Origin of the sequence: Prochlorococcus sp. MIT 1304 (assembly GCF_047305015.1) — a bacterium.
GTDB classification, from domain to species: Bacteria; Cyanobacteriota; Cyanobacteriia; order PCC-6307; family Cyanobiaceae; genus Prochlorococcus_A; species Prochlorococcus_A marinus_E.
In genome coordinates this window covers 171,852-191,954 of the sequence record NZ_CP138974.1, presented here as the reverse complement: position 1 = coordinate 191,954, position 20,103 = coordinate 171,852, and the positions used below count along the sequence as shown (strand labels likewise).

Sequence of the window (20,103 nt, the reverse complement as noted above, 5' to 3'; positions counted from 1 at the left end):
TTCTTAATTTATGTGATTTAAATATCAAAAAGAACTTGATCTTCTTAATAAATAAATTCCACCTCCAAGAGAAATTAAGACAGGTAACCATGCAGCAAAAATTGGAGGTAAAATACCCTTTACTCCGAAGGAACTAAATAAAAATGACATTACATAATAAATTAATATAAGAATTACACTCAACCCAAATCCCTGACTTTTTGAAGATCTTAAATTAGATTTAGACCCTAGACTGCTTCCTATTAATCCAAAGACCAAGCATGCAAAAGGTAGAGTGAATTTTTCTTGAATGCGGACTTTAATTCTTCTTATCTCCTTTAAGTTTCCAGTTTTTTCATAAATCTTTTCTGCTTGTATAGCCTGCTTTAAAGTCATTTCATTTGCATCTTTAGGCACCTTTGCTAGCTCCATAGGACCTTCAACAAATGGATAAGTATATTCTTGGAATTGAATATTTGTAGTTTGCCCGCTTGGATCAATTGATACAATATTCCCGTCAGAAAATATCCAAGAAGAACTTTTTTTGTCAAATACTCCATTCTTTGCCTTTAAGATTTGTTGAAAATCTTCTCTAGAAAAATCTAAAACTGTAACACCCTCCATAATGTTGTTTTCATACCATGAAGCATAAAATATATGAGTAAGAAAAGTATTTGTTTTTGTAGGTTTTTTATTTGATGAACTTATCCTAGATCCATATCTTGAAAACATAATATTATCTTTTCGTTGTTCAGCACTAAAAGAACTTCCTATTCCTGCTCTTAATGTCTTTTCAGCTAATTTATTACTCGCAGGAACTAAATTATCGTTAAAGTAAAAAGTCAATCCTGTCATAAATATTGAAAGAGCAATAGCTGGAGAAATGATTCTTGAAGTTTTTATACCCAAAGATTTCAAAGCCAACAATTCTGAATTGCTTGATAATTTTCCGTAGGCTAATAATGTTGAAAGCAAAACTGCCATTGGGAATGATAAAACTAAAAAACTGGGTAAACTAAAAAAAAGGACTTTTAAAGCCAGAAATAAAGGTAAGCCAAATTCAACTATTTTTCTTATAAGATCAAACATCACGCCAACAGATAATGAAATGACAGTGAAAGCAGAAATTGCAAATATCATGGGAGGAATTATTTGCCCTAATAACCATCTATCAATTAAAGGAAGTAAATACCAAGGAGAAATGATTTTATTAATAGTTTTTTTTATTAGTGATTGATTTGAAAGTTTCAAAAGAAATTTATTTGTTTTTTACTGTCTTTTTTAACATTATAAAATATTGAGGATTTAGAAACCAATATAAAAATGATAGTTAAGAAAAACCTTTTTATTATTTAAATTTCAATAATTTATCAAAAAAAAAATTTATTAACACTTGCAATAAAAGAAGAAATTTGGTTTCTTTAAAAAAAACAGTTAAAGCATGAAAAATAAAACGTTAATATACGAATGCAATTGCGTACACTGCCAACAAAAACTAAATCAAATTAATAATGCAAAACTATATTGGGACAAATTAATTTTAAGAAAAAAGTTGGTATAGTTTCTCAAGTAAATCCTTTAAGGTTTTAAACTTTTTTAAAGTAGTTTTTTTAAAATTATTATTTTCGGTAAAACAGTTTTCGATCTTTATTATTCAGTCTTTTTAGAATATGATCTTACTTAACTTTTTGATTTTTTTTGTAGATCATATTTTCTCGATTTAAAAGAAAAAGGATAATCAAAATACAAGATGGAATGAGAATAAAATCTAGAGACATACATTTTCTTCAGTCTATTTTCTATTTAGCAAATAAAAAAAACATTGACATTAGTTTCTTTTCTTTAGGATATTATTCAATTCGTCAAAAATTATTTAAATGCTTAGTTTTTTTTACTTTTAAAATTGAAAGAGCCTGCAAGTATCCCACCTGCAAGCTCATGACGACCTAATTAATTCAGATTACCTGATTTAACCAGCTAAGCACTTCCTAAATGCTAACAATAGTTTACTAAGTAAAATTACTTACTGTGGGTATAAATGCTTATTTTTAGTTATTTATCTGCAAATTTGATAATAAATAAGTTGATTCATCAAAATAAAAATTATTACTAACCATTGTTTTTGAACAGAATTGTAACACATTGGACCAGAAATACTCACAAGTAAATTTCTAGAGGCTATTGGTTTACATAAGTTAATATTCGTGTTACTTTAATTAACAATTATTATTATCTTTAATGACAAAATCAGGAGTTACTACAGAATCAGGTGGAAGACAGAATATGTTCCCATCAGAAACAAGGCCTTATATTGATGAAACTGTATCTTACGATGGATATCCTCAAAATGCAGAAAAAGTAAATGGTAGATGGGCTATGGTTGGCTTCGTTGCACTATTAGGTGCTTATATAACAACAGGACAGATCATTCCAGGAATTTTTTAGTTTATAAATAACTGTTTTCATAAATTTTTGCTTTAAGCTGTATTATTTACAGCTTGTAAATAAAAAATTTAGATTTTATTTTAAATTTGAAAATAAGAAAAACCAAATAAAAGTTATGGCATTCAAGCTAAATATTATTCCAAGAAATATATAAGCAAACTTTTTGCCAATAAATGCTGTTTCGGGTTCAAGCTTTACTCTCATTAAATCCTCCAATTATCTCGATAAAGATAGCATCAACAAACACATAAATTTATGTCTTAAGGTTGAAAAAATGATCAAATTAATATTTCTTTTTAAAATATATTTTTAATATTAACCATTTTTACTTCATCATCCTCTTAGGAAGAGAATTATGTTATTTCATATTTTTGCTAAATAACATTTAGTTTGACTTGTTTCCCGGGAGTATAGATAATAAATTAGAAAAAAAATATTTTCAAAACAATTTCAGCATAAGTTATGCCTTAATAACAAAAAAAAATTTTTGCAAAAAAGCCTAATTTTGATTAGGCTTTTTATGAAAATTGAAAACTTATATTAGATAAAACCTGGGATGATTTGACCTGTAGTTAAATATGCTCCAACTAAAGCGACAAAACCTAACATTGCGAATCTACCGTTAAGTTTTTCAGCAACGATTTTCTCTTTTTCTACTATTTTTGGCTCGTTATTTTTCATTAGAACCAGCCTGGAATTATCTGGCCTGTTGTGACATAGGCACCGACTGCTGCAACAAACCCTAACATTGCTGCCCAACCGTTAAAACGTTCTGCTTCTGGAGTCATTTTTTTTTGGTAATTGTTAACTAATATAACATATTTATTTAGTTATGTAAAGAAAATAAGGGATTATTCCTTTTTTTGTTGAACAAATTTTAAAACTGCTACAAATATGTGTCGAAATATACTTTATCTGTGTTTTTATTTTTGTACTGATTTTTTAAATTTAAAAAAAAATGTAAGCTTTTTACCTTGTTTTTTTAAGAGGTATATCCTCATTTAGAAGTAATTTAAATTAATATATTATTAAGAGTCAGCTAGTAGGGATACAGGCTGACTCTTTTTATAAGAATTTTTAGATTTTGACTAAAAGTAGTTTGTAGAGTTCAAATAATTGCTATTAATAAATTAGATATATATGAATTCATGTCATTCGCGACTTACTACATGCATTTAATTTTTGGAAGGATACCTTCCCTAATGAGTTCTGATTTAATACTTTATATCTTGCCTGCTCTAACGATTTCAATATTATTTTTTAGCCTTAAAATAATGTTTTTTAAAACTCCTAAATTGAGAAAGGTTAAATAATCCAGGATTTTAGAACTATTCACTTTACTGAATCGCCCAAGTTTTTTTTTAATTTTGGATAATAGACTTTTTTTTCCAGCTACTCAAAGAAATAGAGACTGCATTGGTGATGTACTATCCAAAATTATTAAAAAAGGTTCAGTATTGGAAATCGGGAGTGGCAGCGGTGAACATGGAGTGTTTTTTCAAAAACGCTTTCCTGCAATAATCTGGCAAACAAGTGATCCAGATTTAGTGCATAGAAAAAGTATAAGTTCTTGGATTAAGTATGAAGACTTAACTGAGAAAATGCCCCAGCCTCTTGAGATTGATGTAGAAAAAATTCCTTGGAAAATTCCATTGGAATTAGCTAATTCTTTGCATGGAATAGTCTCTATAAATATGATTCATGTTGCAGAATGGTCTTGTACTGTAGCACTCTTTAGAGAGTCAGGAAAATTACTCAATAAGGGACAATTTTTGATTTTGTATGGGCCATTTAAAATTTGTAATAAGCACACAAGTGAAAGTGATTATTTTTTCGATAATTCATTAAAAATGCAAAATGATCTTTGGGGTATTAAAAATCTTGAGGAAGTTTGTGATGAGAGTAAGAAAAATGGTTTTTTTCAAGAGGATATTATTAATATGCCTGCAAATAATTTTTCAGTAATTTACAGAAAAGTTTCTTGATAAGGCAAATATAAATATCAATAAGTTACTAAAATTCATCATATGAAATGATCAACCTGAAAGTTTTTTTCTCCATTCTTTGTGCTTTTGATCTAAATCTGAAATTTTTTCGCCTAAACTCAACTGTTTTTCTAATAATTCTACTTTTGTAAGTGTTATTTTTTCCGAATAGAATTTAATAGGCTGTTTACCATGCAAATTGTCGCCACTCATAAAATTTTTATAATCGTAAATATTTCTAAGATGAAAAATTTGTTATTGCTAATTCTTTTATATTCTTTTCAGATTTGCGCAAATTAATGTGATAAAAAATTGATGATTATTCTGTTTTTAATCCACCATTTTGTATGAAGATTGCCATACATATCTTCTTCTCTTGATGTCTGACTTAACAGCAACGCAATTGCAAGCAATATTCCATAGAGCTTTGTGTATTGGATCAGGATTAAAAAGATATGCTTTTTTAAAGGCTTTTTTAATTAAGATAGTTGCCTTTTTTGCATGATAATGAGGTATCGTTGGACATACATGATGAACGACATGGCTAGAACCTATATTATGGTGAAGAAAATTAAGGATTCTACCGTAAGGCCTATCAATAGATAGAAATGCGCCTTTCATAAAGGAAAATTCGGTATTTGAAATATGAGGCACATCTGAATCTGTGTGATGAAGCCATGTATAAACTACTAGCCAACAATTAACCACTAATAAAGGACCAAAATACAGAGCAATTACTGGAAATAATCCATACTTGAAAACTAAATAAACAATGCCCAATAATGTTAAACCTACACCAATATCTGATATCCAAACTTTCCTGGCCCATATTGATGGCCATAATGCCTTGGAAAATGGTTTAATTGGCCAAAAATGATTTGATGTTCCATACTTAATACCTCCTGTACTCCCAGTAAGTAAATAAGCAGGCCAGCCAAATATTAGATGTAAAACAAGTTGAAGAATTCCATAATTTTTCTTACCTAAGGAATTTGAAAAATGTAATTCTTTTTCTCCTCCAACTTTTTCTGTAACTCCATTCCCTTTAATGACCAAAGGGACGTGAGTTTCTCCATTGGTTATATTATTTGTAAATCGATGATGAACAGCATGAGAACGCTGCCAAGAAAAATAAGGCACCAGAAGTAATGAATGAAGTAAATAACCAGTTATGGATTCCAATGTCTTGTTTTTAGAGAATGCTCCATGTCCACATTCATGGGAAATTACCCAAAATCCCATTGCAGTGGTACCTGATAGTAATGCGTAAATAATCCAAATTGGGATCATTTTGGGGGTAAATGGAATAGATAACCCTATCGCAACTACTAATGATTGAATTAAAGCTGATTGTAAAAGATACCTCAATGAAGTTTTGGTATTGCACTTAAAGTAGTGATCTGGGATAACATCCTGAAACTCTTTCATGCTTGGAATATCTTTATCCTCTATTACAAGCGCTTGGCCTTTAAGACCTGAAAAATTTATATTACTCAAATTTTTTTAGTTAAGAATTTTGTTAAATAAATGTGAATTTATATATTCTATTATCCATCAAAGGATCGCATAATGAAAATAATTTATAATTTTTTTTCGATAAAGTATTTATGATTTTAATTTCATTTTCAAATAAAACTATTTATTCCAAACATTTTTTATTTTTTTATCGCAATCTTTTTAATTATTTCTTACTTTTTAATGCTGATTGTCTTTGCTCTTCTTTAAAGCTTAATTAATTTAGAGACCGCGTATATATCTTTTAGGTAACCCAGATTGTTTACGTGGCTTTACTAAAATTGGTAAAACAATAACACCTACCGTAAAAAGACAGATTGGAGCAACTACCATCAATATAGATTCTAGAGACATGATTAATTTTGAATTTATTTATAAATAGCAGGATTCTTTTTTTAAGTCATGCGTATTTATATCTATTTTGTGAGAATAGGTTCAAAATTTTTATAAATTATTAAGTAAAAAAGAAAAAAACATTAAAAAAAATCAATTTTTTCATAATTCATCCTATTTACTTAATCATTATTTAAAAGAAATTAGTTATGGATGAAGAAAAAAAGTGGATGCTAATGACTTATTATTGTCCAATTCATGGCGATTCAGGTTTAGTAAAACCTATTCAACTAACAAAAAAAGAAATTAGTAAAACATTCTTAAAAAAAGATAGATGTTCAAAAAAAATTTAATTTTTTTAATTACCTAAGATATTGCGAAAGTGTTCTAAATCTGGATTGAAATCTGTTTATTAAAATTAATATCTTACAAAAATCACATAAGCTGCTTTTTTATAAGCAGCATTGGTAAAAATATTGAAAAAGAGATTCTTATTTTTGATCAGAATCGCATGTTAATTCACATTGATTAAGTTCGTAAGCTGATATCTTGTCTAAAATTCTTAACATATCAATTTCCGAAAGCTCTCCATTCGAGTTCCATTTTAAAGTTGTCTTTCTTTGCGGTGAATTTTTTTTATTCATTTTGATCACCCCCCTTTAAATGAATTTCTAAACAACGTGTAATACATTCTTGATGACCATCCACAATACTGCATTCAGTAATACACTCAAAATATGAATTAATAGAATCTATTTCTGTGTTCTGGTTGGTAGAAACAAATGAATCATTCATAATATTGTTAAATTTATTTGGAATAGAGATATAGCATGAAATTATGTTCAATAATTTAATTTATTAAGTGAATCAGAAAAAATAAGTATTATTTACTAATACAATATTTCACCTAGTTTGCCTTTGAAAAGGTAGTATTACGCTTCTTTTAAAAGATAAAAGAAAAAAAACTTTTGACTATTTAATAGTAATCACATTAGGTAATCTTCCAAAAAAATCAGCATAAAGACTGATTTACTTTTAAGTAATTTAGTTAGATGATAAAAAAGTACACTTTTAGATTTTCAAATGAAATCAGTAATTAATTGGCTTTCGAAAATGTTAGAGAGTATGGCAAATGCTTTTATTCATCCTTTAAAGAATGACTTGCCTCCATCTATTGGTACTAATGCATACAGCAGTATTCCTATAAAAAGAAAATTGAGAAGAAGGTTAAATTAGGTATTAACTTATTGGAATTAATTTTTCATTTTTATTATCCCAAATAATATATTTGAAGCAGTTTGAAAAATCGCTTAATTTTAAGAACTTTGATTGTTGGAGCAGATGAATGTTTGCTTTATGACAAGATCTTAAGTTGTAATTAGGTATTCTTTCAGACAGATGATGAATGCTGTGGAAGGATATGTCTGCTAAAAACCAATTTAGCCAATTAGGGATATCTAAATTGCTACTACCTAAAATCGCTCCATCGATGAGATCCCAGTTTTTTGTATTTTTAGCATATGCATTCTCATAATTATGTTGTACGAAAAAAACACATATTAAAATTGCTGCTGATAAGGTTAATACAATGGAATAAAATGATAAGAAAAAAACTAACCCCAACCATTTACTCATAAAGATCCATCCTATTATTACTACTATATTATTGATTATTAATTCACAAAGCTCACTGAAGTTATCTCCATAATCAGAAAAAGGTGGTTTTACTCTCGAATTAATTGCTAGAAGTTGAGAAATTTCTCTGTTTTTTATTTTGATATAAGTCTCTTCCAATATATCTTTACTAAAATTAAAAATAATAAAAACAAGTCCTAATCTAGGTTTTAAAACTAAGTAAAAAAAACCGCCAGGGAAAAGCATCACCCAATTTCGACTTACTTTATAAATTATTTGCTCTCTTTTTGAAAGGGATTCATAATCTTCAAGACTTAAAACATCTATCGGACCCTTATAAATTTCCCAATTTCCATTATTTCTATGATGAAATGCATGATCAATTGACCACGACTTCTGAGGGATACCATTAACCAAGCCAAGTAAAAATCCAAAGAAGCGGTTTAATTTACGTTTTGTAAAAAGAGAATTATGACCGCAATCATGCATTAATGAGAATGTTCTAGATGAGAATAGTGTTAGAAGAACTACAAAAGGTACCAATAGAAATCCTTTAATCAATAATGAAAAAGGATGATTTATTATTTGGTGTACGATTAACCAAATAGAAATTATTGGGAAGATGGTAGAAATAATTTGATAAGAAGCTCTAATATTATTTCTTTTTAAAAATGGCTTTATTAAAAAATCACCTCTATTGACTTTAAGCATATTTCTCTTATTTTTTTGATACTAACAATTTTTAAAAAGTATTGATAATTTAATAAATAATAAAATATTTTACAATCATACTAAAGAATAAATTCTTTAGACATAGTTCTCAGTTGATCTAGATTTAATCTTTCTAAGTAATTTTTAAAGTCACTAAGATTTTTAGTAGAGTCAGAATTTTTGCTCTCGTAAAGAAGACTATTAGAAATTAACTCAATAAGATGATCTTTATCCATAACTTCTTATAGACCAAAATTCTTGTTAAAAAAAATAAGGTCTTGAATCCGAGATCATTAACTCTTTGATATTAAGAGTAATTTTTATAAATTTTTCAAATCTTGATCTATTTTTTCTAATCTCTCATTTAATTCTTTTTGTTCCTTAATTAAGGATTTTTTCTTTTCTGCACGCTCTTTGTTCAAAGGAGAATTGAAATATTTTTTGAAAGAGACAAAAAAAACTGCTATTGCAACTGTAATGCCTAGAGCACCAATTATTAAAATTGGAGACGAAGGAAAGTCATAAAATGGAATTGACAACGTACTTTATCTAAAAACAAATTCTAGCTATCTCATTAACAAAAAAATGAGTAATAAATACTCATTCCTTACGAAGCTTTATGGGTAATTTGCTAGTTATTTTGTAAAAAAAAAATAAAGTTTATTTTGAATTAAATTAATTTAAAAAAAAATAAGTAATTGTACAGCTGTCAAAGAATGAATAACTAATAATGATTAAACTAGTAAAAAATTTTCATGAAGAAAATCATAAGTAAAAAACATAATAAAAATGAACCATGGTTTGTATGGTTAACGAGAGAATTGAATTCTTATGACGCTTTTCAGGATTTCGAATCAGGAAAGAATCCACGAGATGTAGCAGAGGATTTTATTTTTAGAAATAGGATTGCTATTTCAGGAGTTTTGGAGGATTTTGATGAAGAAGATAAAGATAAACTTGATCAATTTCTTAAATTAACCGAATGCGAGATGCATGTGTTTAGGATTCTTGAAAAACAAATAGAGTTAAGAAACAATATAAGATTTGTAGATTTTAAAAAAAGAAAAAAAATTAAGAGTTAATTTCTAAATAAGTTTATTTTTTCCATTACCTGTCTTACCGAAGCCTAACCAGATGAACCACAAGATCCATCCAAAGATAGGTATTAAATTAATAAAGATCCATTTCCAATCTTTTCCAAAATCTTTGATTCTTCTTATATCAATAGCTATTTGAGGCATGATGCAAACTATTCCATAAGCATTGAAACCAAAAGTTTTTAAAAATATTGGGATAGTTAGGAAAGAAATTATAAGATTTGCTAGTTGAACTAACCACCAGTCCGATCGAGATGTGAATCCTTTGAAGTCAGTAGCTTTAATCCAAAACTCTTTATATGCTTTTAAAAAGTCATTAACCATAAACTAAAAATTCAAAGAATTCAATAATATCAATATAATCTTCAATTTATCAAAACATTATTTATTTACTAAATAGGATCAAATAATTTCATATCATTTGAATCTTGTTTTGGAATCTCATCTTGATTTGGTAATGAACAGAATCCGTCTTTGCAAATCATCTTTTCTTTTGCAATACTTGAATTCTGTGAGAATATATTTTTGTTATTGTTATTTGAAGATTCTTTCAGCATTTATATAAAAAAATTAAATCCAATATTAAATTAATAACTCAATTTATTTTGATAAGCAATAAATTTAATATTAATTATTTATTTACTTTTTTTGATTTGGCAAGTCTCTCCAAAAAAGCGCCAATATATAAACGAATAAAGATATAGAACATATATAAAGTAAAGAATTTAGATGCATTTTTATGTATTAAAGTAATAACAAAGAGGTCCGTTCATAAAAATGGGATTTCAACAGATTGGTAATTTTTTAACTTAGCAATCAAACGAATTCTAGTATTTATTAAAGTTTTTTATGATTTCCCAAAACTTTTAGAAGGAAAAGTTTTTAAATTTTTGGAATATATCTATTTATTTAGTAAAACTTATAAATCTAATCAAATTCTACATTTTTGAATATTTATTTTATTTCACTATCTTTCTTTGTTTACTTCTGTTAAAGCTTTTCTACCTTCCTTAAGGGTTCTTAAGACTAGCCAGGTTAGAGAGAAAATCGTAAGGATGGTAAGTGTAATCAAAGAAATATGAGTTATATCAAGATTGTTGGCCAATTTAATAAAATTCTTTATGAGTATTTAATTTAAAAAATTTAAACTTCTGATCTAGAGTAAGCAGGTATAAGCATTCCACCATCTTGATCGTCATTATTGTCATCATCAAACCCACCCCCCAAAAGTAATTCAATAATTACAAGTACAGCTACTGGATAAAGGCACCATAATACTGCTGTAAAAGGGCTTACTGAGGACGAAGCTGAGTAAAAATCTGTCATAAATTGATATTAATCTAAAGAAACAACAATTGTGGATCCTCTGGGTAGTGTTTTATTCAATATTTCTACAAATATTTTTAAAAACTTTTCTCTTTTGCACGAGTAGATTATTGGTATGTATTGATATTTTTATTCTTAAAATCGATTTGAATAATAATTTTCTTGAAACTACTGAGAAACTAATAATGACATAATGAATCGCGCTATTGTTATTTTTTATACTTAACAATAATTGTACAATTTTGATTCAAAAACTATTATTTATCTTGATTTTATAAATTCTATGTTTTCTTTCACTTTTGATCCTTTGGCTGCGGTATTTGGTATATCAGGAATTGTAGGCTTCTTTTTCTTCGTTTCTGCTGCTAAGGGAACTTCCAGTATAAATACAAAACCAAAAAAGGAATTAGATTAGAACTTATTGTGTCAAAAAAATAAATTGAAATTTTAAATTTAGTACTTAAAAGGCTTTTTAATTATTACTTATTCCATTGTTTAGAAATAAATTCAAGAAAATCTTTTAGATCCTCTTCAGGACAATTTGTTTGTTTTTGTAAATCAATGCAAATTTGCTTAATATTTTCAAAGGCCTTTTTTACTATTTCATTTTTTTCAATAACCTCAAAATATTCTTGATCAGTAAAAGGCATAATATGAGTTTCCTTTTTAAAAATTATTTATAAACCATATTTTATCTCCATTGACTTAACAGTAAAGAAGAAAAAATCTTTTTTCTCAAATTTAGCTACCCAATCGATAATGTTTTTTAATAGTTTTGGTTACTTCCCATTCGCAGTTAAGTCCAGCTGGAAACTCAACTAGATCTCCAGCTTTAATCACGTAAATGTCACCGTTTTGGGTATTTATTTTCGCTTGACCTTCAATAATTAAGCAAATTTCCTTATCAGGGTAATTCCATTGAAATTTGCTTGGCTCACATTCCCAAATAGGCCAACTTTTTATTCCATACTGAATTATTACGCTTGCACTACAAGGGGAAGATATTAGAACTTTCACGAAATAGTTCGAATGTGTTTATTCATTTTACAAATAAAAGAAATACTTATTTTCGAGAATGTGTATTTCTTTACTGTCTTTTATTTTTTTTCGTTTATCATAAAAAAAATTTCTAATTTATGGATGAGCTTTCTGTTTTGTCAATATCGCTATCTATAGCTTCTATAGGAATATTTTTTTTATTTTTCGCTTCAAATGATGATGATGACCAAGATGGAGGTAAATTGATTAAATCATTAGAAAGAATTAATTAATTCCAAGTAAATAAAACATTTAATAGAGATTTATAAGCCATAAAGCCTGCATAAATGCAGCTTAAAAAAATAACATAAACTTCCAATGTGCCTAGTCTCTTTTTCTTTAATGTTTTCATTGTTTTGAGTATTTATAGGGTAATTTTATTTAATTTGATTTTTATTAACATGAGTATTTTTTACATTAACTCAGAGATTAAAGAATTATTAATGTCAACCCAAAAAATAAAAAACAAGTAAAAAATATTATTTTTTTGGTAATTTCTCTTTCCTCAGTCTTAGCAAAAAATAAAGAAATTACTGGAGATATGCTTAATAAAGCCCATCCTATCCCTATGGGAAGGGTTTTAAACACAACTTGTTGTAAAAATATTCCTATATTTGTTCCAAGAAGTATTGAAATAAAAAATCTTTTTTGTTGATTTTTGTCTATGTTTTTCAAGAAAAAATTAATCTTAAATCCTTTTAGACTAATCAAAAAAATTATTGCACCTAATAATCTTATTTCAGTTGTAAGGAAAGGAGATAAATTGCTTTGAAGGAAAACCATCCTTGATAAAAGACCTCCAAGAACAGCACATAAAACTGATAAAAAAGGAAAAGCAAAAATCTTAAACTTATTTTTTTCTGAGAAAGAGGAGTTTTCCTCTTTAAAATCGTTACCTTCTCTGAGAATTATGAATAGCGAAATAGTTACTATAATTATTCCAAACCATGATTTAGTTGTTAAGTTTTCATTAATAAAAAATTCCCCTGACAAAGCTGCCATTAGCGGAGAGAGAGTTTCTATAGATAAAGTTTTTCTTGTGCCAATTGTTTGTAGTGACTTTAAATAGAAAGTATCACCTAAACCAATACCTATTATTCCACTAATTAGTAGGATAAATATGTTTTTTAATTCAGTTGTAGAACTTAGATTGATAAAAGCTGGTAAAAAAATTAAAAAAGCTATTATATTTTTTATTAAATTAATATCTATTGATTTATATTTTTGAGTTTGCGAGCGCCAAATAAAGCACGCATATGTCCAAGATGTAGCAGCTCCAAAAGCAGAAAGGATTCCAATCAAAATGAATAATTTTTAAAAATTTTATTTTATAAATTGAGTAAAGGCTAAAAAGAATACATAAATAAGAATAAAAATCCCAGGTAAGTACTGAATTAGTGATTTGAAATTATTTTTTTTCATATTTTCTAAAATAATTTACTTTAAACAGTTTTTTTATTAGTAGGGTACAAACTCTCTAACTTCTTTCTTCTTTGAACTTTCGCATTAATTCTTTCTTCTTTTTCTTTTTTCTTGATCTCATCATTAATCTTATTTTGTCTATATCCAAACCAAAGTAGAACCCAAATAACAGAAGTTATTAAAAGAAGAGCAGTATATTGACCAGTCATAGGAAAACTGGCCTCAGAATATTTAACGTAAGAAAATAACATACACATTTAATTAACTTAAAGCATAAAAATTACGACTGTGTTGATTTTTCTAGAAATTTAAAAATTAGCTAATCGTAGCTATCTATTATGTAGTTTTAAAGTTTTATATTTATTTTTTTATGGTTTTTGGACTAATTTATCTTTATAACTCCTTGCTATTATCAGATTGAAGCATATTAAATAATAAGTTTTTGGAACCTTTTGATTTAGCAGTTGTTGGAGGCGGTGCAGCCGGTTTTATGACAGCAATAACTGCTGCTGAAAATGGAGTAAAAAGAATAATAATTCTTGAAGGAACTTCAAAACTTATGGAGAAAGTAAGGATTAGTGGAGGGGGGAGATGTAACGTCACTAATGCGACATGGATACCGAATGAACTTATTGAGAATTACCCCAGAGGTGGAATTCAGCTCTTGGAATCATTTAATCGTTTTGCTGCTGGAGATGTATACGATTGGTTTGATAAAAAAGGGTTAAAATTAAAAATTGAGGAAGATTTAAGAGTATTCCCAGTGTCTAATTCTTCTGCAGATGTTATTGATTGTTTGAGAAAAAGTGCTTTATCAAAAAACGTAGAGATATTAACAAAATTTTTTGTAAAAGAAATTTCAAAAACTCCAGATAATATATTCAATATTTTTAGTCTTAAAAAAGCAAAGGTAACTGCAAAAAATATTGTTCTTTCAACTGGAGGAAATCCAAGCGGATATAAATTAGCTCAAAATCTTGGACACACCATTGTTAAACCTGTACCATCGCTTTTTACTTTTTCTACAAAAGAACCAAATTTGGATGAATGTAGAGGGGTTTCGATAAAGGGCATAGATATAGAAATTAAATTAAACAATAAGAATTTTCAAAATAGAGGAGATTTATTAATAACGCATTGGGGGTTTAGTGGGCCAGCAGTATTAAAACTTTCATCAATTGCCGCAAGGGAACTTTATATCCAAAAATATAAATTTAATCTAATCGTTAAATGGTCTTCTTTAAGTTATGAGGAGTTAAAAGAAAAAATTAATCATTTAAGATTAAACAAAGGCAAGATGAATCTCATTAATAGTAGACCTGTTCCACTATTAACAAAAAGATTATGGATTTTTTTATTAAAGAAAATAGGTATTGATAAAGAGAAAAAGTGGTCTGATTTACTGGCGGATGAAAGAGAGAAAATGATAAATACTCTAATGAGGGATGAATATATAATTTCGGGTAAAGGTCCATTTGGAGAGGAATTTGTTACTTCTGGAGGCGTAAAAATTAATGAGGTTAATTTTAAAAGTATGGAGAGCTTAATTTGTCCAGGGTTATTTTTTTCTGGAGAAGTTTTGGATGTTGATGGGATCACTGGTGGATTTAATTTTCAACATTGTTGGACAAGTGGATGGATTGCTGGGATGGCAGTCTCAAAGTTAAATAAATCAATAATAAATTAATAAGTAATAAATCAGAAAGTAACAAATTAATAAGTTTATCTTTTTTTTATTAAGTATTAGAAGGAATAAATTTTTTGGAGAAACTTTAATTTTAAAGTTTTAATTATTGGTGAAGATTAATGCAGAATCTTGTATCAAAAAAAGAAGAAGAGGAAAGAAGATTAAAAGCTTTAGCAGAATATAGGATTTTGGGAACCAAGCCAGAATCATGTTATGACGATATTACAAAAATTGCTGCTACAACCTGTAATGTGCCTATTTCTTTAATGACTTTGGTAGACAAAGATAAACAATGGTTTAAATCCAAAATAGGACTTCAGATATCAGAAACAAGAAGAGATAGGTCTTTTTGTACACATGCAATAAAAGAAAATAGTCCATTAATTATTCATGATGCTTTCCAAGATGAAAGATTTATAAATAATCCATTGGTAACAGGGGACCCCAAGATTCGTTTTTATGCAGGTTTTCCCCTTAGAAATAGTGATGGTAATAAACTTGGAACTCTTTGTGTAATAGATAGAAAGCCAGGAAATCTAACTACACAACAATTCAATATTATGGAATTATTATCCAAGCAGATAGTTTCATTTTTAGAGCTTAGAAAAAAGTCATTGAACTTGCTAGATGCATTGTCTAACTTCCACAAACAGGAAGGTATTTTATCTGTTTGTTCATATTGCAGAGAAGTGAAAAATAAAGAGGGCGATTGGATGCATTTAGAAAAATATCTTTCGAAAATTAGTGATATTAGATTCAGTCATGGGGTTTGTGATAATTGTATGGAAAAACATTTCCCAGATGTAATCGAAGTATGGAATAAAAAGGATTTTTTTGAAGATGGCCAGAAAAGGTATTTAGAGTCTTAGATTTAATGCCTTACTTTTTAACTTATAAATTTATTTCTAAACAAATTCTTCGTTTGGTGGTTAGGATTGTATAAATTTTGACTTCTACATGTTATTAGGAACTTTATTAACAGGTGAAATTGCTAAAAGTGCATTAGTAGCATATGTTCATTATTTAGGAATTATTTTGTGTTTCGGTTCTCTTTTATTTGAAAGATTGACTCTCAAAGTAGGTCTTAATAGAAATGAGACGATTTCAATGATAATTGCAGATGTGGTCTATGGTTTGGCAGGAGTTGCAATATTGGTTACTGGGATTTTGCGTGTTAAGTATTTTGGTCAAGGAGGTGATTTTTATACAGGTAATCCTGTTTTTTGGATAAAAGTTTCTCTTTACATTCTGGTGGGATTACTTTCTTTATATCCAACAACAACCTACATCTTATGGGCCATTCCATTAAGTAAGAATAAATTACCTGAAATATCTGAAAATCTAGTTAAGAGGTTCAGGCTAATTATTACTACTGAATTAGTGGGCTTTGCAACAATACCTTTGTTTGCAACACTCATGGCTAGAGGTGTAGGTTTAGGTTGAATAATTTATTTCTAGAAAGAAATTGTTTAAGAAGTGCTAACAAACTATATAGATGGAGTTTAAGTTACAAGATTGCTAAATCTAAAAAAGAGATTATCTTTATTGGTTTAAATCCCTCATTATCGGATGAAGTTTTCTTGGACAACACAACAAGAAAGATAATCAAAATTTCGAAAAACAATAATTACGGCAAAGTTAAATTAATAAATTTATTTGCCCTTATTTCAAGCAAACCAGAAAAACTTTTTAAACATAAAAACCCAGTGGGTTATCTAAACAATAATCATATTTATAAAAACTTAAAACACTGGTCTGAAAGTGAAAATTGTGATTTATGGTTAGGTTGGGGTAACAAAGGTAAATTTCTAAATAGAAATAAAAGAATATCAAAAAAAATAATGCAATATAACTCAATTAGGAAAAATAATTTTGATAATCCTCTTGGACCGCTTTTAATTAAGAAAACAATCAAAGATAATCCAATACACCCACTATATTGTTCTGATAATTCAATCCTCCAATCTTATTTTTAGGTAGTAAAGCTCAAATGCAAACCAGTATTTTTAGCTATTCCATTAAATATGTGTTAATTTCTATTTGTTAAGTTAACCTAATATGAAAATTTCAAAGCAATTAAATAAACTAAAAAACTTGAATGTTGAGGCAGAAAAATGTTCTACAAGAGAAGAAGCAAAAAAAATAATTAATAAAGCAAATAAAGCGCAAAGTAAAATCAACAAATAAATAAAAAGTAATTTCACTTTTTAATAATTTATAATTTTCAAAAATAGTTAATTTACACAAAAACACCATATTTATTTCTTACTATTTATGTCTTTTAAAATAATTAAAATAAGGAAATCGCACGAACGATTTAGATCGACTAGAGAATGGCTAAATTCGATGCATTCATTTTCTTTCGCAGAACATAGAGATCCAAAATGGGATAATTTTGGGAAAATTAGAGTTATAAACGAAGATATTATTTCTCCTAATTCAGGATTTGATACACATTCTCATGCAAATATGGAAATAATTACTGTCGTAACAAAAGGAGCAATAACTCATAGAGACTCTTTAAACAATCTTGGAAAAATTCAAAAAGATGAAGTACAAGTTATGTCTGCAGGTACTGGAATTTCTCATAGCGAGAAGAATGAAGAAAATGAGAACTGTAAGTTGTTCCAGATTTGGATATACCCTCAAAAAGAAAATATCAAACCTCGATATGATCAAATTTCATTAAATGAAAATTTGTGGGACAATCTTATTTTTAATTACAAAGACGGAAAAAATAATAAGCTTTTTCTAAATCAAAGTATCTCTTTATGGCGTTGTAAATATAAGCCAATTAAAGAAAAAAAATTGCCATTAAAAATCGATAAATATAATTGGATACAAATAATAGAAGGTAATCTTTTGTTAAAAAGTAAAGAATCTAATTCAAATATATTTCTCGAATCTGGAGATGGCTTGGGTTTTGAAGTTAATTATTATGATGATGTCTCTATAGATACTCAAAAAAACTTAGATTTTCTCTTATTTTCGATGCCTTCCTTATGATTTATCTTTTACTTTTACCCATCAACTCCTTTATTAAATGCATTTAAGGCTTGCAAAGCCATATTAAGGTGAACTTCCATAGCACCAAGTGCAATTAAAGAATTTGGTGATTTATCTTTTAGTAAATTCTCTTTTCTTTTTGATAACTCATTGACTACCTTCTTAGTTGAAGCTTCCCAATTGTTAATTAACTCTTCAAGTTCTCTTTTTTCGGGGCTTTCTATTCCTGCTAATTCATCAGAAAAATGAGCATCCTTTTGTGCCTTAAGCATCAAATAACTTAATTTTTTATGACTTATTGCTTGAGGTAAATTGTTAGATTCACTCATTGCTAGTAGTTAATTCATAGTCAAAATCTAACTAATCATGTGAATATTTGCTAGAGGGTAAGGGGTTGTGATGACCGACCTGAAATTAAGAAATGATACTTGAACAAAGAATGGATTTATTAACCTTTAATTTTTCACTTATTAGTTTCTTGAAATAATCTCCACGCTCTTCATAATTTTTAAATTGATCAAAACTAGAGCATGAAGGTGAGAATAATAATGTTCCAACCCTATTATTTTGTAAATAATGAAAAACAAAATTTAAAAGCTCTTTTAGTTCAGAAAATTCAAAAATATTTTCTTTAAATCCTTCATTAATAAGCGCCATTTTTAGGACTTTTGAGCTTTCTCCAAAAAGGAAAACACATTTAACTTTTTTCTTTAAAACTTTTATCCACTCACTATATTCATTCCCTTTTAATCTACCCCCAGCAATGATTATTATTTGACCTTCAATTGAACTTATTCCCGCAATAGATGAGTCAAAATTTGTAGCTTTACTATCATTAATGATTTCCAGATCATTGTTTTTATAAATCGTTTCCATCCTATGGGGTAATTGTTTGTAATTAGATAGAGAATCTTTAATCTTCTTGCCAGATAATCCAACTTTTCTTGCTGCTGCAATTACCAATAAAAGATTTTGAAGATTATGCATTCCTTTTAAAGAAAAATGTTCAAGTTTGAATAATTTCTTCCCTCTCTCAACGATATATGCTTGATCATCTATCCAATAATCGCAATGAATTAAATTTGATTTATCGAAACTAGTTGTTATCCAAACCCCTCTCGATAGCGAAGTGTAGTGATTTCTTAGGTTTTTATCGTCATAATTATAAATTCTAAAATCAGATTTTTCTAACAAGCTTTTTTTTATGTTGAAATAGTTTTCAAGTGTTTTATGTCTTTCAAGATGATCTTCTGTGAAGGTTGTCCATATTCCAATATTAGGTTTTACTTCTGGAGATATTTCTATTTGATAACTGCTTAATTCAGCTACAACCCAATCAATTTTTTCATGTTTTTTGGAGTGAGCATATTTACATAAAGGTGTACCAATATTTCCAGCAAAAGGAGCATATAATCCAGTATCGCAGAGCATATGGCTTAGTAGATGAGTAACAGTAGTCTTGCCATTAGTGCCAGTAATACCTATCCAATTTGTGTCTTTTAAAATTTCCCATGCAACATTAATTTCTCCAATTACTTTAATTCCCTTTTTTTTTAATTCAATAATAGTTTTATGGTCGTAAGGTATTGATGGACTTACAACAACAGATTCAATCTCTTTCACAAAAGGTTGAATCTCTTCAAATACAAATTCTTTATTTAGAGAAACTATTATATTAAGCTCTTCTAATGCTGTTTTTCTTTCTAAGAATTCTATCCCATTTTTACTTTCCCAAACAATTACTCTCTTATTGATGCTTCTCAAATACTTGGCAGCCCAAAATCCAGATTTACCTAATCCAATTACGAGATTAATATTTCTTTTATTTGAATGATTATCTATCATTAAATTTATAATTGCATTTATATTAATTGTGTTTAAGGGGTAATTCAATCATGAGATTTTTATTCAGTATTTATAGCAT

33 protein-coding genes are annotated in these 20,103 nt (G+C 27.9%); 13 read left to right on the top strand and 20 right to left on the bottom strand.

What is annotated here, in order from left to right; translation table 11 throughout:
* Positions 1-24 precede the first annotated feature (24 nt).
* A complete protein-coding gene (locus SIB45_RS01085; RefSeq protein WP_011863508.1) occupies positions 25-1,230 on the bottom strand; it encodes an LptF/LptG family permease in 1,206 nt (401 codons plus the stop codon).
* Between the two features lie 987 nt (positions 1,231-2,217).
* Here SIB45_RS01085 and SIB45_RS01080 point away from each other — a divergent pair.
* The gene (locus tag SIB45_RS01080; RefSeq protein ID WP_011863507.1) at positions 2,218-2,424 is read left to right on the top strand and encodes a high light inducible protein; all 207 of its coding nucleotides are present in this window, start codon (positions 2,218-2,220) and stop codon (positions 2,422-2,424) included.
* A 540-nt stretch (positions 2,425-2,964) separates the two neighbouring features.
* Here the strand turns inward: SIB45_RS01080 and SIB45_RS01075 are convergent.
* Complete coding sequence (locus SIB45_RS01075) at positions 2,965-3,105, bottom strand: high light inducible protein (RefSeq protein WP_011863505.1); 141 nt, start codon at positions 3,103-3,105, stop codon at positions 2,965-2,967.
* Positions 3,105-3,212 carry a high light inducible protein gene (locus SIB45_RS01070; RefSeq protein ID WP_011132751.1) on the bottom strand — a complete coding sequence of 36 codons (108 nt, stop codon included), beginning with the start codon at positions 3,210-3,212 and terminating at the stop codon, positions 3,105-3,107. Before SIB45_RS01070 ends, SIB45_RS01075 begins: the two co-directional genes overlap by 1 nt.
* A gap of 579 nt (positions 3,213-3,791) precedes the next feature.
* On the opposite strand from SIB45_RS01070, the gene SIB45_RS01065 reads away from it, so the two are divergent.
* Positions 3,792-4,409 (top strand): DUF938 domain-containing protein, encoded by a 618-nt coding sequence (locus tag SIB45_RS01065; protein WP_011863504.1) that lies wholly within the window; start codon positions 3,792-3,794, stop codon positions 4,407-4,409.
* 51 nt (positions 4,410-4,460) lie between these two features.
* Here the strand turns inward: SIB45_RS01065 and SIB45_RS01060 are convergent, their stop codons facing one another.
* Entirely contained in the window at positions 4,461-4,622 is a 162-nt protein-coding gene (locus SIB45_RS01060; protein WP_011863503.1) for a hypothetical protein, read from the bottom strand.
* Positions 4,623-4,739: 117 nt separating this feature from the next.
* Entirely contained in the window at positions 4,740-5,906 is a 1,167-nt protein-coding gene (locus SIB45_RS01055; protein WP_011863502.1) for a fatty acid desaturase, read from the bottom strand.
* Positions 5,907-6,466: 560 nt separating this feature from the next.
* Between SIB45_RS01055 and SIB45_RS01050 the strand changes: the two genes are divergently transcribed.
* Positions 6,467-6,610 (top strand): hypothetical protein, encoded by a 144-nt coding sequence (locus SIB45_RS01050; protein WP_011863501.1) that lies wholly within the window; start codon positions 6,467-6,469, stop codon positions 6,608-6,610.
* 138 nt (positions 6,611-6,748) lie between these two features.
* Here SIB45_RS01050 and SIB45_RS01045 read toward each other — a convergent pair whose 3' ends face one another.
* Both SIB45_RS01045 and SIB45_RS01040 read right to left on the bottom strand, forming a co-directional pair.
* On the bottom strand, positions 6,749-6,901 hold the full coding sequence (locus SIB45_RS01045) for a hypothetical protein (RefSeq protein WP_187146055.1): 153 nt from the start codon (positions 6,899-6,901) through the stop codon (positions 6,749-6,751).
* Positions 6,894-7,052 (bottom strand): hypothetical protein, encoded by a 159-nt coding sequence (locus SIB45_RS01040; RefSeq protein WP_179853340.1) that lies wholly within the window; start codon positions 7,050-7,052, stop codon positions 6,894-6,896. Before SIB45_RS01040 ends, SIB45_RS01045 begins: the two co-directional genes overlap by 8 nt.
* 288 nt (positions 7,053-7,340) lie before the next feature.
* Between SIB45_RS01040 and SIB45_RS01035 the strand changes: the two genes are divergently transcribed.
* Positions 7,341-7,493, top strand: coding sequence for a hypothetical protein (locus SIB45_RS01035; protein WP_011863499.1), 153 nt, complete (start codon positions 7,341-7,343; stop codon positions 7,491-7,493).
* 3 nt (positions 7,494-7,496) lie between these two features.
* Here the strand turns inward: SIB45_RS01035 and SIB45_RS01030 are convergent, their stop codons facing one another.
* The 3 genes from SIB45_RS01030 to SIB45_RS01020 form a co-directional block, all read right to left on the bottom strand.
* Positions 7,497-8,603 carry a fatty acid desaturase gene (locus SIB45_RS01030; RefSeq protein WP_011863498.1) on the bottom strand — a complete coding sequence of 369 codons (1,107 nt, stop codon included), beginning with the start codon at positions 8,601-8,603 and terminating at the stop codon, positions 7,497-7,499.
* 80 nt (positions 8,604-8,683) lie between these two features.
* Positions 8,684-8,839, bottom strand: a complete 156-nt coding sequence (locus tag SIB45_RS01025; protein WP_011863497.1) for a hypothetical protein — start codon at positions 8,837-8,839, stop codon at positions 8,684-8,686.
* A gap of 84 nt (positions 8,840-8,923) precedes the next feature.
* The gene (locus SIB45_RS01020) at positions 8,924-9,142 is read right to left on the bottom strand and encodes a hypothetical protein (protein ID WP_011863496.1); all 219 of its coding nucleotides are present in this window, start codon (positions 9,140-9,142) and stop codon (positions 8,924-8,926) included.
* 216 nt (positions 9,143-9,358) lie between these two features.
* On the opposite strand from SIB45_RS01020, the gene SIB45_RS01015 reads away from it, so the two are divergent.
* Positions 9,359-9,685: a hypothetical protein gene (locus tag SIB45_RS01015; RefSeq protein ID WP_011863495.1), complete on the top strand. Its 327-nt coding sequence runs from the start codon at positions 9,359-9,361 to the stop codon at positions 9,683-9,685.
* 3 nt (positions 9,686-9,688) lie between these two features.
* On the opposite strand, the gene SIB45_RS01010 is transcribed toward SIB45_RS01015, so the two are convergent.
* The 4 genes from SIB45_RS01010 to SIB45_RS00995 all read right to left on the bottom strand — a co-directional run bounded on the left by SIB45_RS01010 (position 9,689) and on the right by SIB45_RS00995 (position 11,026).
* Complete coding sequence (locus tag SIB45_RS01010; protein WP_011863494.1) at positions 9,689-10,024, bottom strand: DUF805 domain-containing protein; 336 nt, start codon at positions 10,022-10,024, stop codon at positions 9,689-9,691.
* A gap of 68 nt (positions 10,025-10,092) precedes the next feature.
* Complete coding sequence (locus SIB45_RS01005) at positions 10,093-10,257, bottom strand: hypothetical protein (RefSeq protein WP_011863493.1); 165 nt, start codon at positions 10,255-10,257, stop codon at positions 10,093-10,095.
* Between the two features lie 410 nt (positions 10,258-10,667).
* Positions 10,668-10,805, bottom strand: a complete 138-nt coding sequence (locus tag SIB45_RS01000) for a hypothetical protein (protein WP_187146054.1) — start codon at positions 10,803-10,805, stop codon at positions 10,668-10,670.
* A 38-nt stretch (positions 10,806-10,843) separates the two neighbouring features.
* The gene (locus tag SIB45_RS00995) at positions 10,844-11,026 is read right to left on the bottom strand and encodes a hypothetical protein (protein ID WP_011863492.1); all 183 of its coding nucleotides are present in this window, start codon (positions 11,024-11,026) and stop codon (positions 10,844-10,846) included.
* Positions 11,027-11,309: 283 nt separating this feature from the next.
* Here SIB45_RS00995 and SIB45_RS00990 point away from each other — a divergent pair, with 283 nt between their 5' ends.
* The gene (locus tag SIB45_RS00990; RefSeq protein ID WP_263890670.1) at positions 11,310-11,441 is read left to right on the top strand and encodes a hypothetical protein; all 132 of its coding nucleotides are present in this window, start codon (positions 11,310-11,312) and stop codon (positions 11,439-11,441) included.
* Positions 11,442-11,505: 64 nt separating this feature from the next.
* Here SIB45_RS00990 and SIB45_RS00985 read toward each other — a convergent pair whose 3' ends face one another.
* Together SIB45_RS00985 and SIB45_RS00980 are read right to left on the bottom strand one after the other, a co-directional pair.
* The gene (locus tag SIB45_RS00985) at positions 11,506-11,676 is read right to left on the bottom strand and encodes a hypothetical protein (protein WP_011863490.1); all 171 of its coding nucleotides are present in this window, start codon (positions 11,674-11,676) and stop codon (positions 11,506-11,508) included.
* A 91-nt stretch (positions 11,677-11,767) separates the two neighbouring features.
* Entirely contained in the window at positions 11,768-12,043 is a 276-nt protein-coding gene (locus SIB45_RS00980; protein WP_011863489.1) for a cupin domain-containing protein, read from the bottom strand.
* Positions 12,044-12,162: 119 nt separating this feature from the next.
* Between SIB45_RS00980 and SIB45_RS00975 the strand changes: the two genes are divergently transcribed.
* Entirely contained in the window at positions 12,163-12,297 is a 135-nt protein-coding gene (locus SIB45_RS00975; RefSeq protein WP_011863488.1) for a hypothetical protein, read from the top strand.
* Positions 12,298-12,493: 196 nt separating this feature from the next.
* Here SIB45_RS00975 and SIB45_RS00970 read toward each other — a convergent pair whose 3' ends face one another.
* Together SIB45_RS00970 and SIB45_RS00965 are read right to left on the bottom strand one after the other, a co-directional pair.
* Positions 12,494-13,366 carry an EamA family transporter gene (locus tag SIB45_RS00970; RefSeq protein ID WP_011863486.1) on the bottom strand — a complete coding sequence of 291 codons (873 nt, stop codon included), beginning with the start codon at positions 13,364-13,366 and terminating at the stop codon, positions 12,494-12,496.
* A gap of 140 nt (positions 13,367-13,506) precedes the next feature.
* A complete protein-coding gene (locus tag SIB45_RS00965) occupies positions 13,507-13,737 on the bottom strand; it encodes a hypothetical protein (protein ID WP_225866352.1) in 231 nt (76 codons plus the stop codon).
* Between the two features lie 191 nt (positions 13,738-13,928).
* Between SIB45_RS00965 and SIB45_RS00960 the strand changes: the two genes are divergently transcribed.
* The 6 genes from SIB45_RS00960 (at position 13,929) to SIB45_RS00935 (ending at position 18,179) form a co-directional block, all read left to right on the top strand.
* Positions 13,929-15,173, top strand: a complete 1,245-nt coding sequence (locus SIB45_RS00960; RefSeq protein WP_011863484.1) for an NAD(P)/FAD-dependent oxidoreductase — start codon at positions 13,929-13,931, stop codon at positions 15,171-15,173.
* A gap of 119 nt (positions 15,174-15,292) precedes the next feature.
* A complete protein-coding gene (locus tag SIB45_RS00955; RefSeq protein WP_011863483.1) occupies positions 15,293-16,042 on the top strand; it encodes a GAF domain-containing protein in 750 nt (249 codons plus the stop codon).
* Between the two features lie 88 nt (positions 16,043-16,130).
* Positions 16,131-16,616 (top strand): DUF2214 family protein, encoded by a 486-nt coding sequence (locus SIB45_RS00950; protein ID WP_011863482.1) that lies wholly within the window; start codon positions 16,131-16,133, stop codon positions 16,614-16,616.
* Positions 16,613-17,149: a DUF1643 domain-containing protein gene (locus tag SIB45_RS00945; protein ID WP_011863481.1), complete on the top strand. Its 537-nt coding sequence runs from the start codon at positions 16,613-16,615 to the stop codon at positions 17,147-17,149. The genes SIB45_RS00950 and SIB45_RS00945 overlap by 4 nt, the downstream gene beginning before the upstream one ends.
* 82 nt (positions 17,150-17,231) lie before the next feature.
* Complete coding sequence (locus tag SIB45_RS00940; RefSeq protein ID WP_011863480.1) at positions 17,232-17,360, top strand: hypothetical protein; 129 nt, start codon at positions 17,232-17,234, stop codon at positions 17,358-17,360.
* Between the two features lie 159 nt (positions 17,361-17,519).
* The gene (locus tag SIB45_RS00935; protein WP_041484722.1) at positions 17,520-18,179 is read left to right on the top strand and encodes a pirin family protein; all 660 of its coding nucleotides are present in this window, start codon (positions 17,520-17,522) and stop codon (positions 18,177-18,179) included.
* A gap of 14 nt (positions 18,180-18,193) precedes the next feature.
* Here SIB45_RS00935 and SIB45_RS00930 read toward each other — a convergent pair whose 3' ends face one another.
* Complete coding sequence (locus SIB45_RS00930) at positions 18,194-18,508, bottom strand: hypothetical protein (protein WP_011863478.1); 315 nt, start codon at positions 18,506-18,508, stop codon at positions 18,194-18,196.
* Between the two features lie 85 nt (positions 18,509-18,593).
* Positions 18,594-20,024, bottom strand: a complete 1,431-nt coding sequence (gene murD / locus SIB45_RS00925; protein WP_011863477.1) for a UDP-N-acetylmuramoyl-L-alanine--D-glutamate ligase — start codon at positions 20,022-20,024, stop codon at positions 18,594-18,596.
* Positions 20,025-20,103: the final 79 nt, after the last annotated feature.

Excerpts from the sequence above, each read along its gene's own strand:
- SIB45_RS00930 (WP_011863478.1), bottom strand. The coding sequence starts at position 18,508 with ATGAGTGAATCTAACAATTTACCTCAAGCAATAAGTCATAAAAAATTA.
- SIB45_RS01015 (WP_011863495.1), top strand. The coding sequence starts at position 9,359 with ATGAAGAAAATCATAAGTAAAAAACATAATAAAAATGAACCATGGTTT.
- SIB45_RS00975 (WP_011863488.1), top strand. The coding sequence starts at position 12,163 with ATGGATGAGCTTTCTGTTTTGTCAATATCGCTATCTATAGCTTCTATA.
- SIB45_RS00995 (WP_011863492.1), bottom strand. The coding sequence starts at position 11,026 with ATGACAGATTTTTACTCAGCTTCGTCCTCAGTAAGCCCTTTTACAGCA.
- SIB45_RS01070 (WP_011132751.1), bottom strand. The coding sequence starts at position 3,212 with ATGACTCCAGAAGCAGAACGTTTTAACGGTTGGGCAGCAATGTTAGGG.
- SIB45_RS00950 (WP_011863482.1), top strand. The coding sequence starts at position 16,131 with ATGTTATTAGGAACTTTATTAACAGGTGAAATTGCTAAAAGTGCATTA.
- murD (WP_011863477.1), bottom strand. The coding sequence starts at position 20,024 with ATGATAGATAATCATTCAAATAAAAGAAATATTAATCTCGTAATTGGA.
- SIB45_RS01045 (WP_187146055.1), bottom strand. The coding sequence starts at position 6,901 with ATGAATAAAAAAAATTCACCGCAAAGAAAGACAACTTTAAAATGGAAC.
- SIB45_RS01025 (WP_011863497.1), bottom strand. The coding sequence starts at position 8,839 with ATGGATAAAGATCATCTTATTGAGTTAATTTCTAATAGTCTTCTTTAC.
- SIB45_RS01010 (WP_011863494.1), bottom strand. The coding sequence starts at position 10,024 with ATGGTTAATGACTTTTTAAAAGCATATAAAGAGTTTTGGATTAAAGCT.
- SIB45_RS01030 (WP_011863498.1), bottom strand. The coding sequence starts at position 8,603 with ATGCTTAAAGTCAATAGAGGTGATTTTTTAATAAAGCCATTTTTAAAA.
- SIB45_RS01080 (WP_011863507.1), top strand. The coding sequence starts at position 2,218 with ATGACAAAATCAGGAGTTACTACAGAATCAGGTGGAAGACAGAATATG.
- SIB45_RS00965 (WP_225866352.1), bottom strand. The coding sequence starts at position 13,737 with ATGTTATTTTCTTACGTTAAATATTCTGAGGCCAGTTTTCCTATGACT.
- SIB45_RS01050 (WP_011863501.1), top strand. The coding sequence starts at position 6,467 with ATGGATGAAGAAAAAAAGTGGATGCTAATGACTTATTATTGTCCAATT.
- SIB45_RS01060 (WP_011863503.1), bottom strand. The coding sequence starts at position 4,622 with ATGAGTGGCGACAATTTGCATGGTAAACAGCCTATTAAATTCTATTCG.
- SIB45_RS00940 (WP_011863480.1), top strand. The coding sequence starts at position 17,232 with ATGAAAATTTCAAAGCAATTAAATAAACTAAAAAACTTGAATGTTGAG.
- SIB45_RS00990 (WP_263890670.1), top strand. The coding sequence starts at position 11,310 with ATGTTTTCTTTCACTTTTGATCCTTTGGCTGCGGTATTTGGTATATCA.
- SIB45_RS01035 (WP_011863499.1), top strand. The coding sequence starts at position 7,341 with ATGAAATCAGTAATTAATTGGCTTTCGAAAATGTTAGAGAGTATGGCA.
- SIB45_RS01075 (WP_011863505.1), bottom strand. The coding sequence starts at position 3,105 with ATGAAAAATAACGAGCCAAAAATAGTAGAAAAAGAGAAAATCGTTGCT.
- SIB45_RS00935 (WP_041484722.1), top strand. The coding sequence starts at position 17,520 with ATGCATTCATTTTCTTTCGCAGAACATAGAGATCCAAAATGGGATAAT.
- SIB45_RS01040 (WP_179853340.1), bottom strand. The coding sequence starts at position 7,052 with ATGAATGATTCATTTGTTTCTACCAACCAGAACACAGAAATAGATTCT.
- SIB45_RS01005 (WP_011863493.1), bottom strand. The coding sequence starts at position 10,257 with ATGCTGAAAGAATCTTCAAATAACAATAACAAAAATATATTCTCACAG.
- SIB45_RS00985 (WP_011863490.1), bottom strand. The coding sequence starts at position 11,676 with ATGCCTTTTACTGATCAAGAATATTTTGAGGTTATTGAAAAAAATGAA.
- SIB45_RS00955 (WP_011863483.1), top strand. The coding sequence starts at position 15,293 with ATGCAGAATCTTGTATCAAAAAAAGAAGAAGAGGAAAGAAGATTAAAA.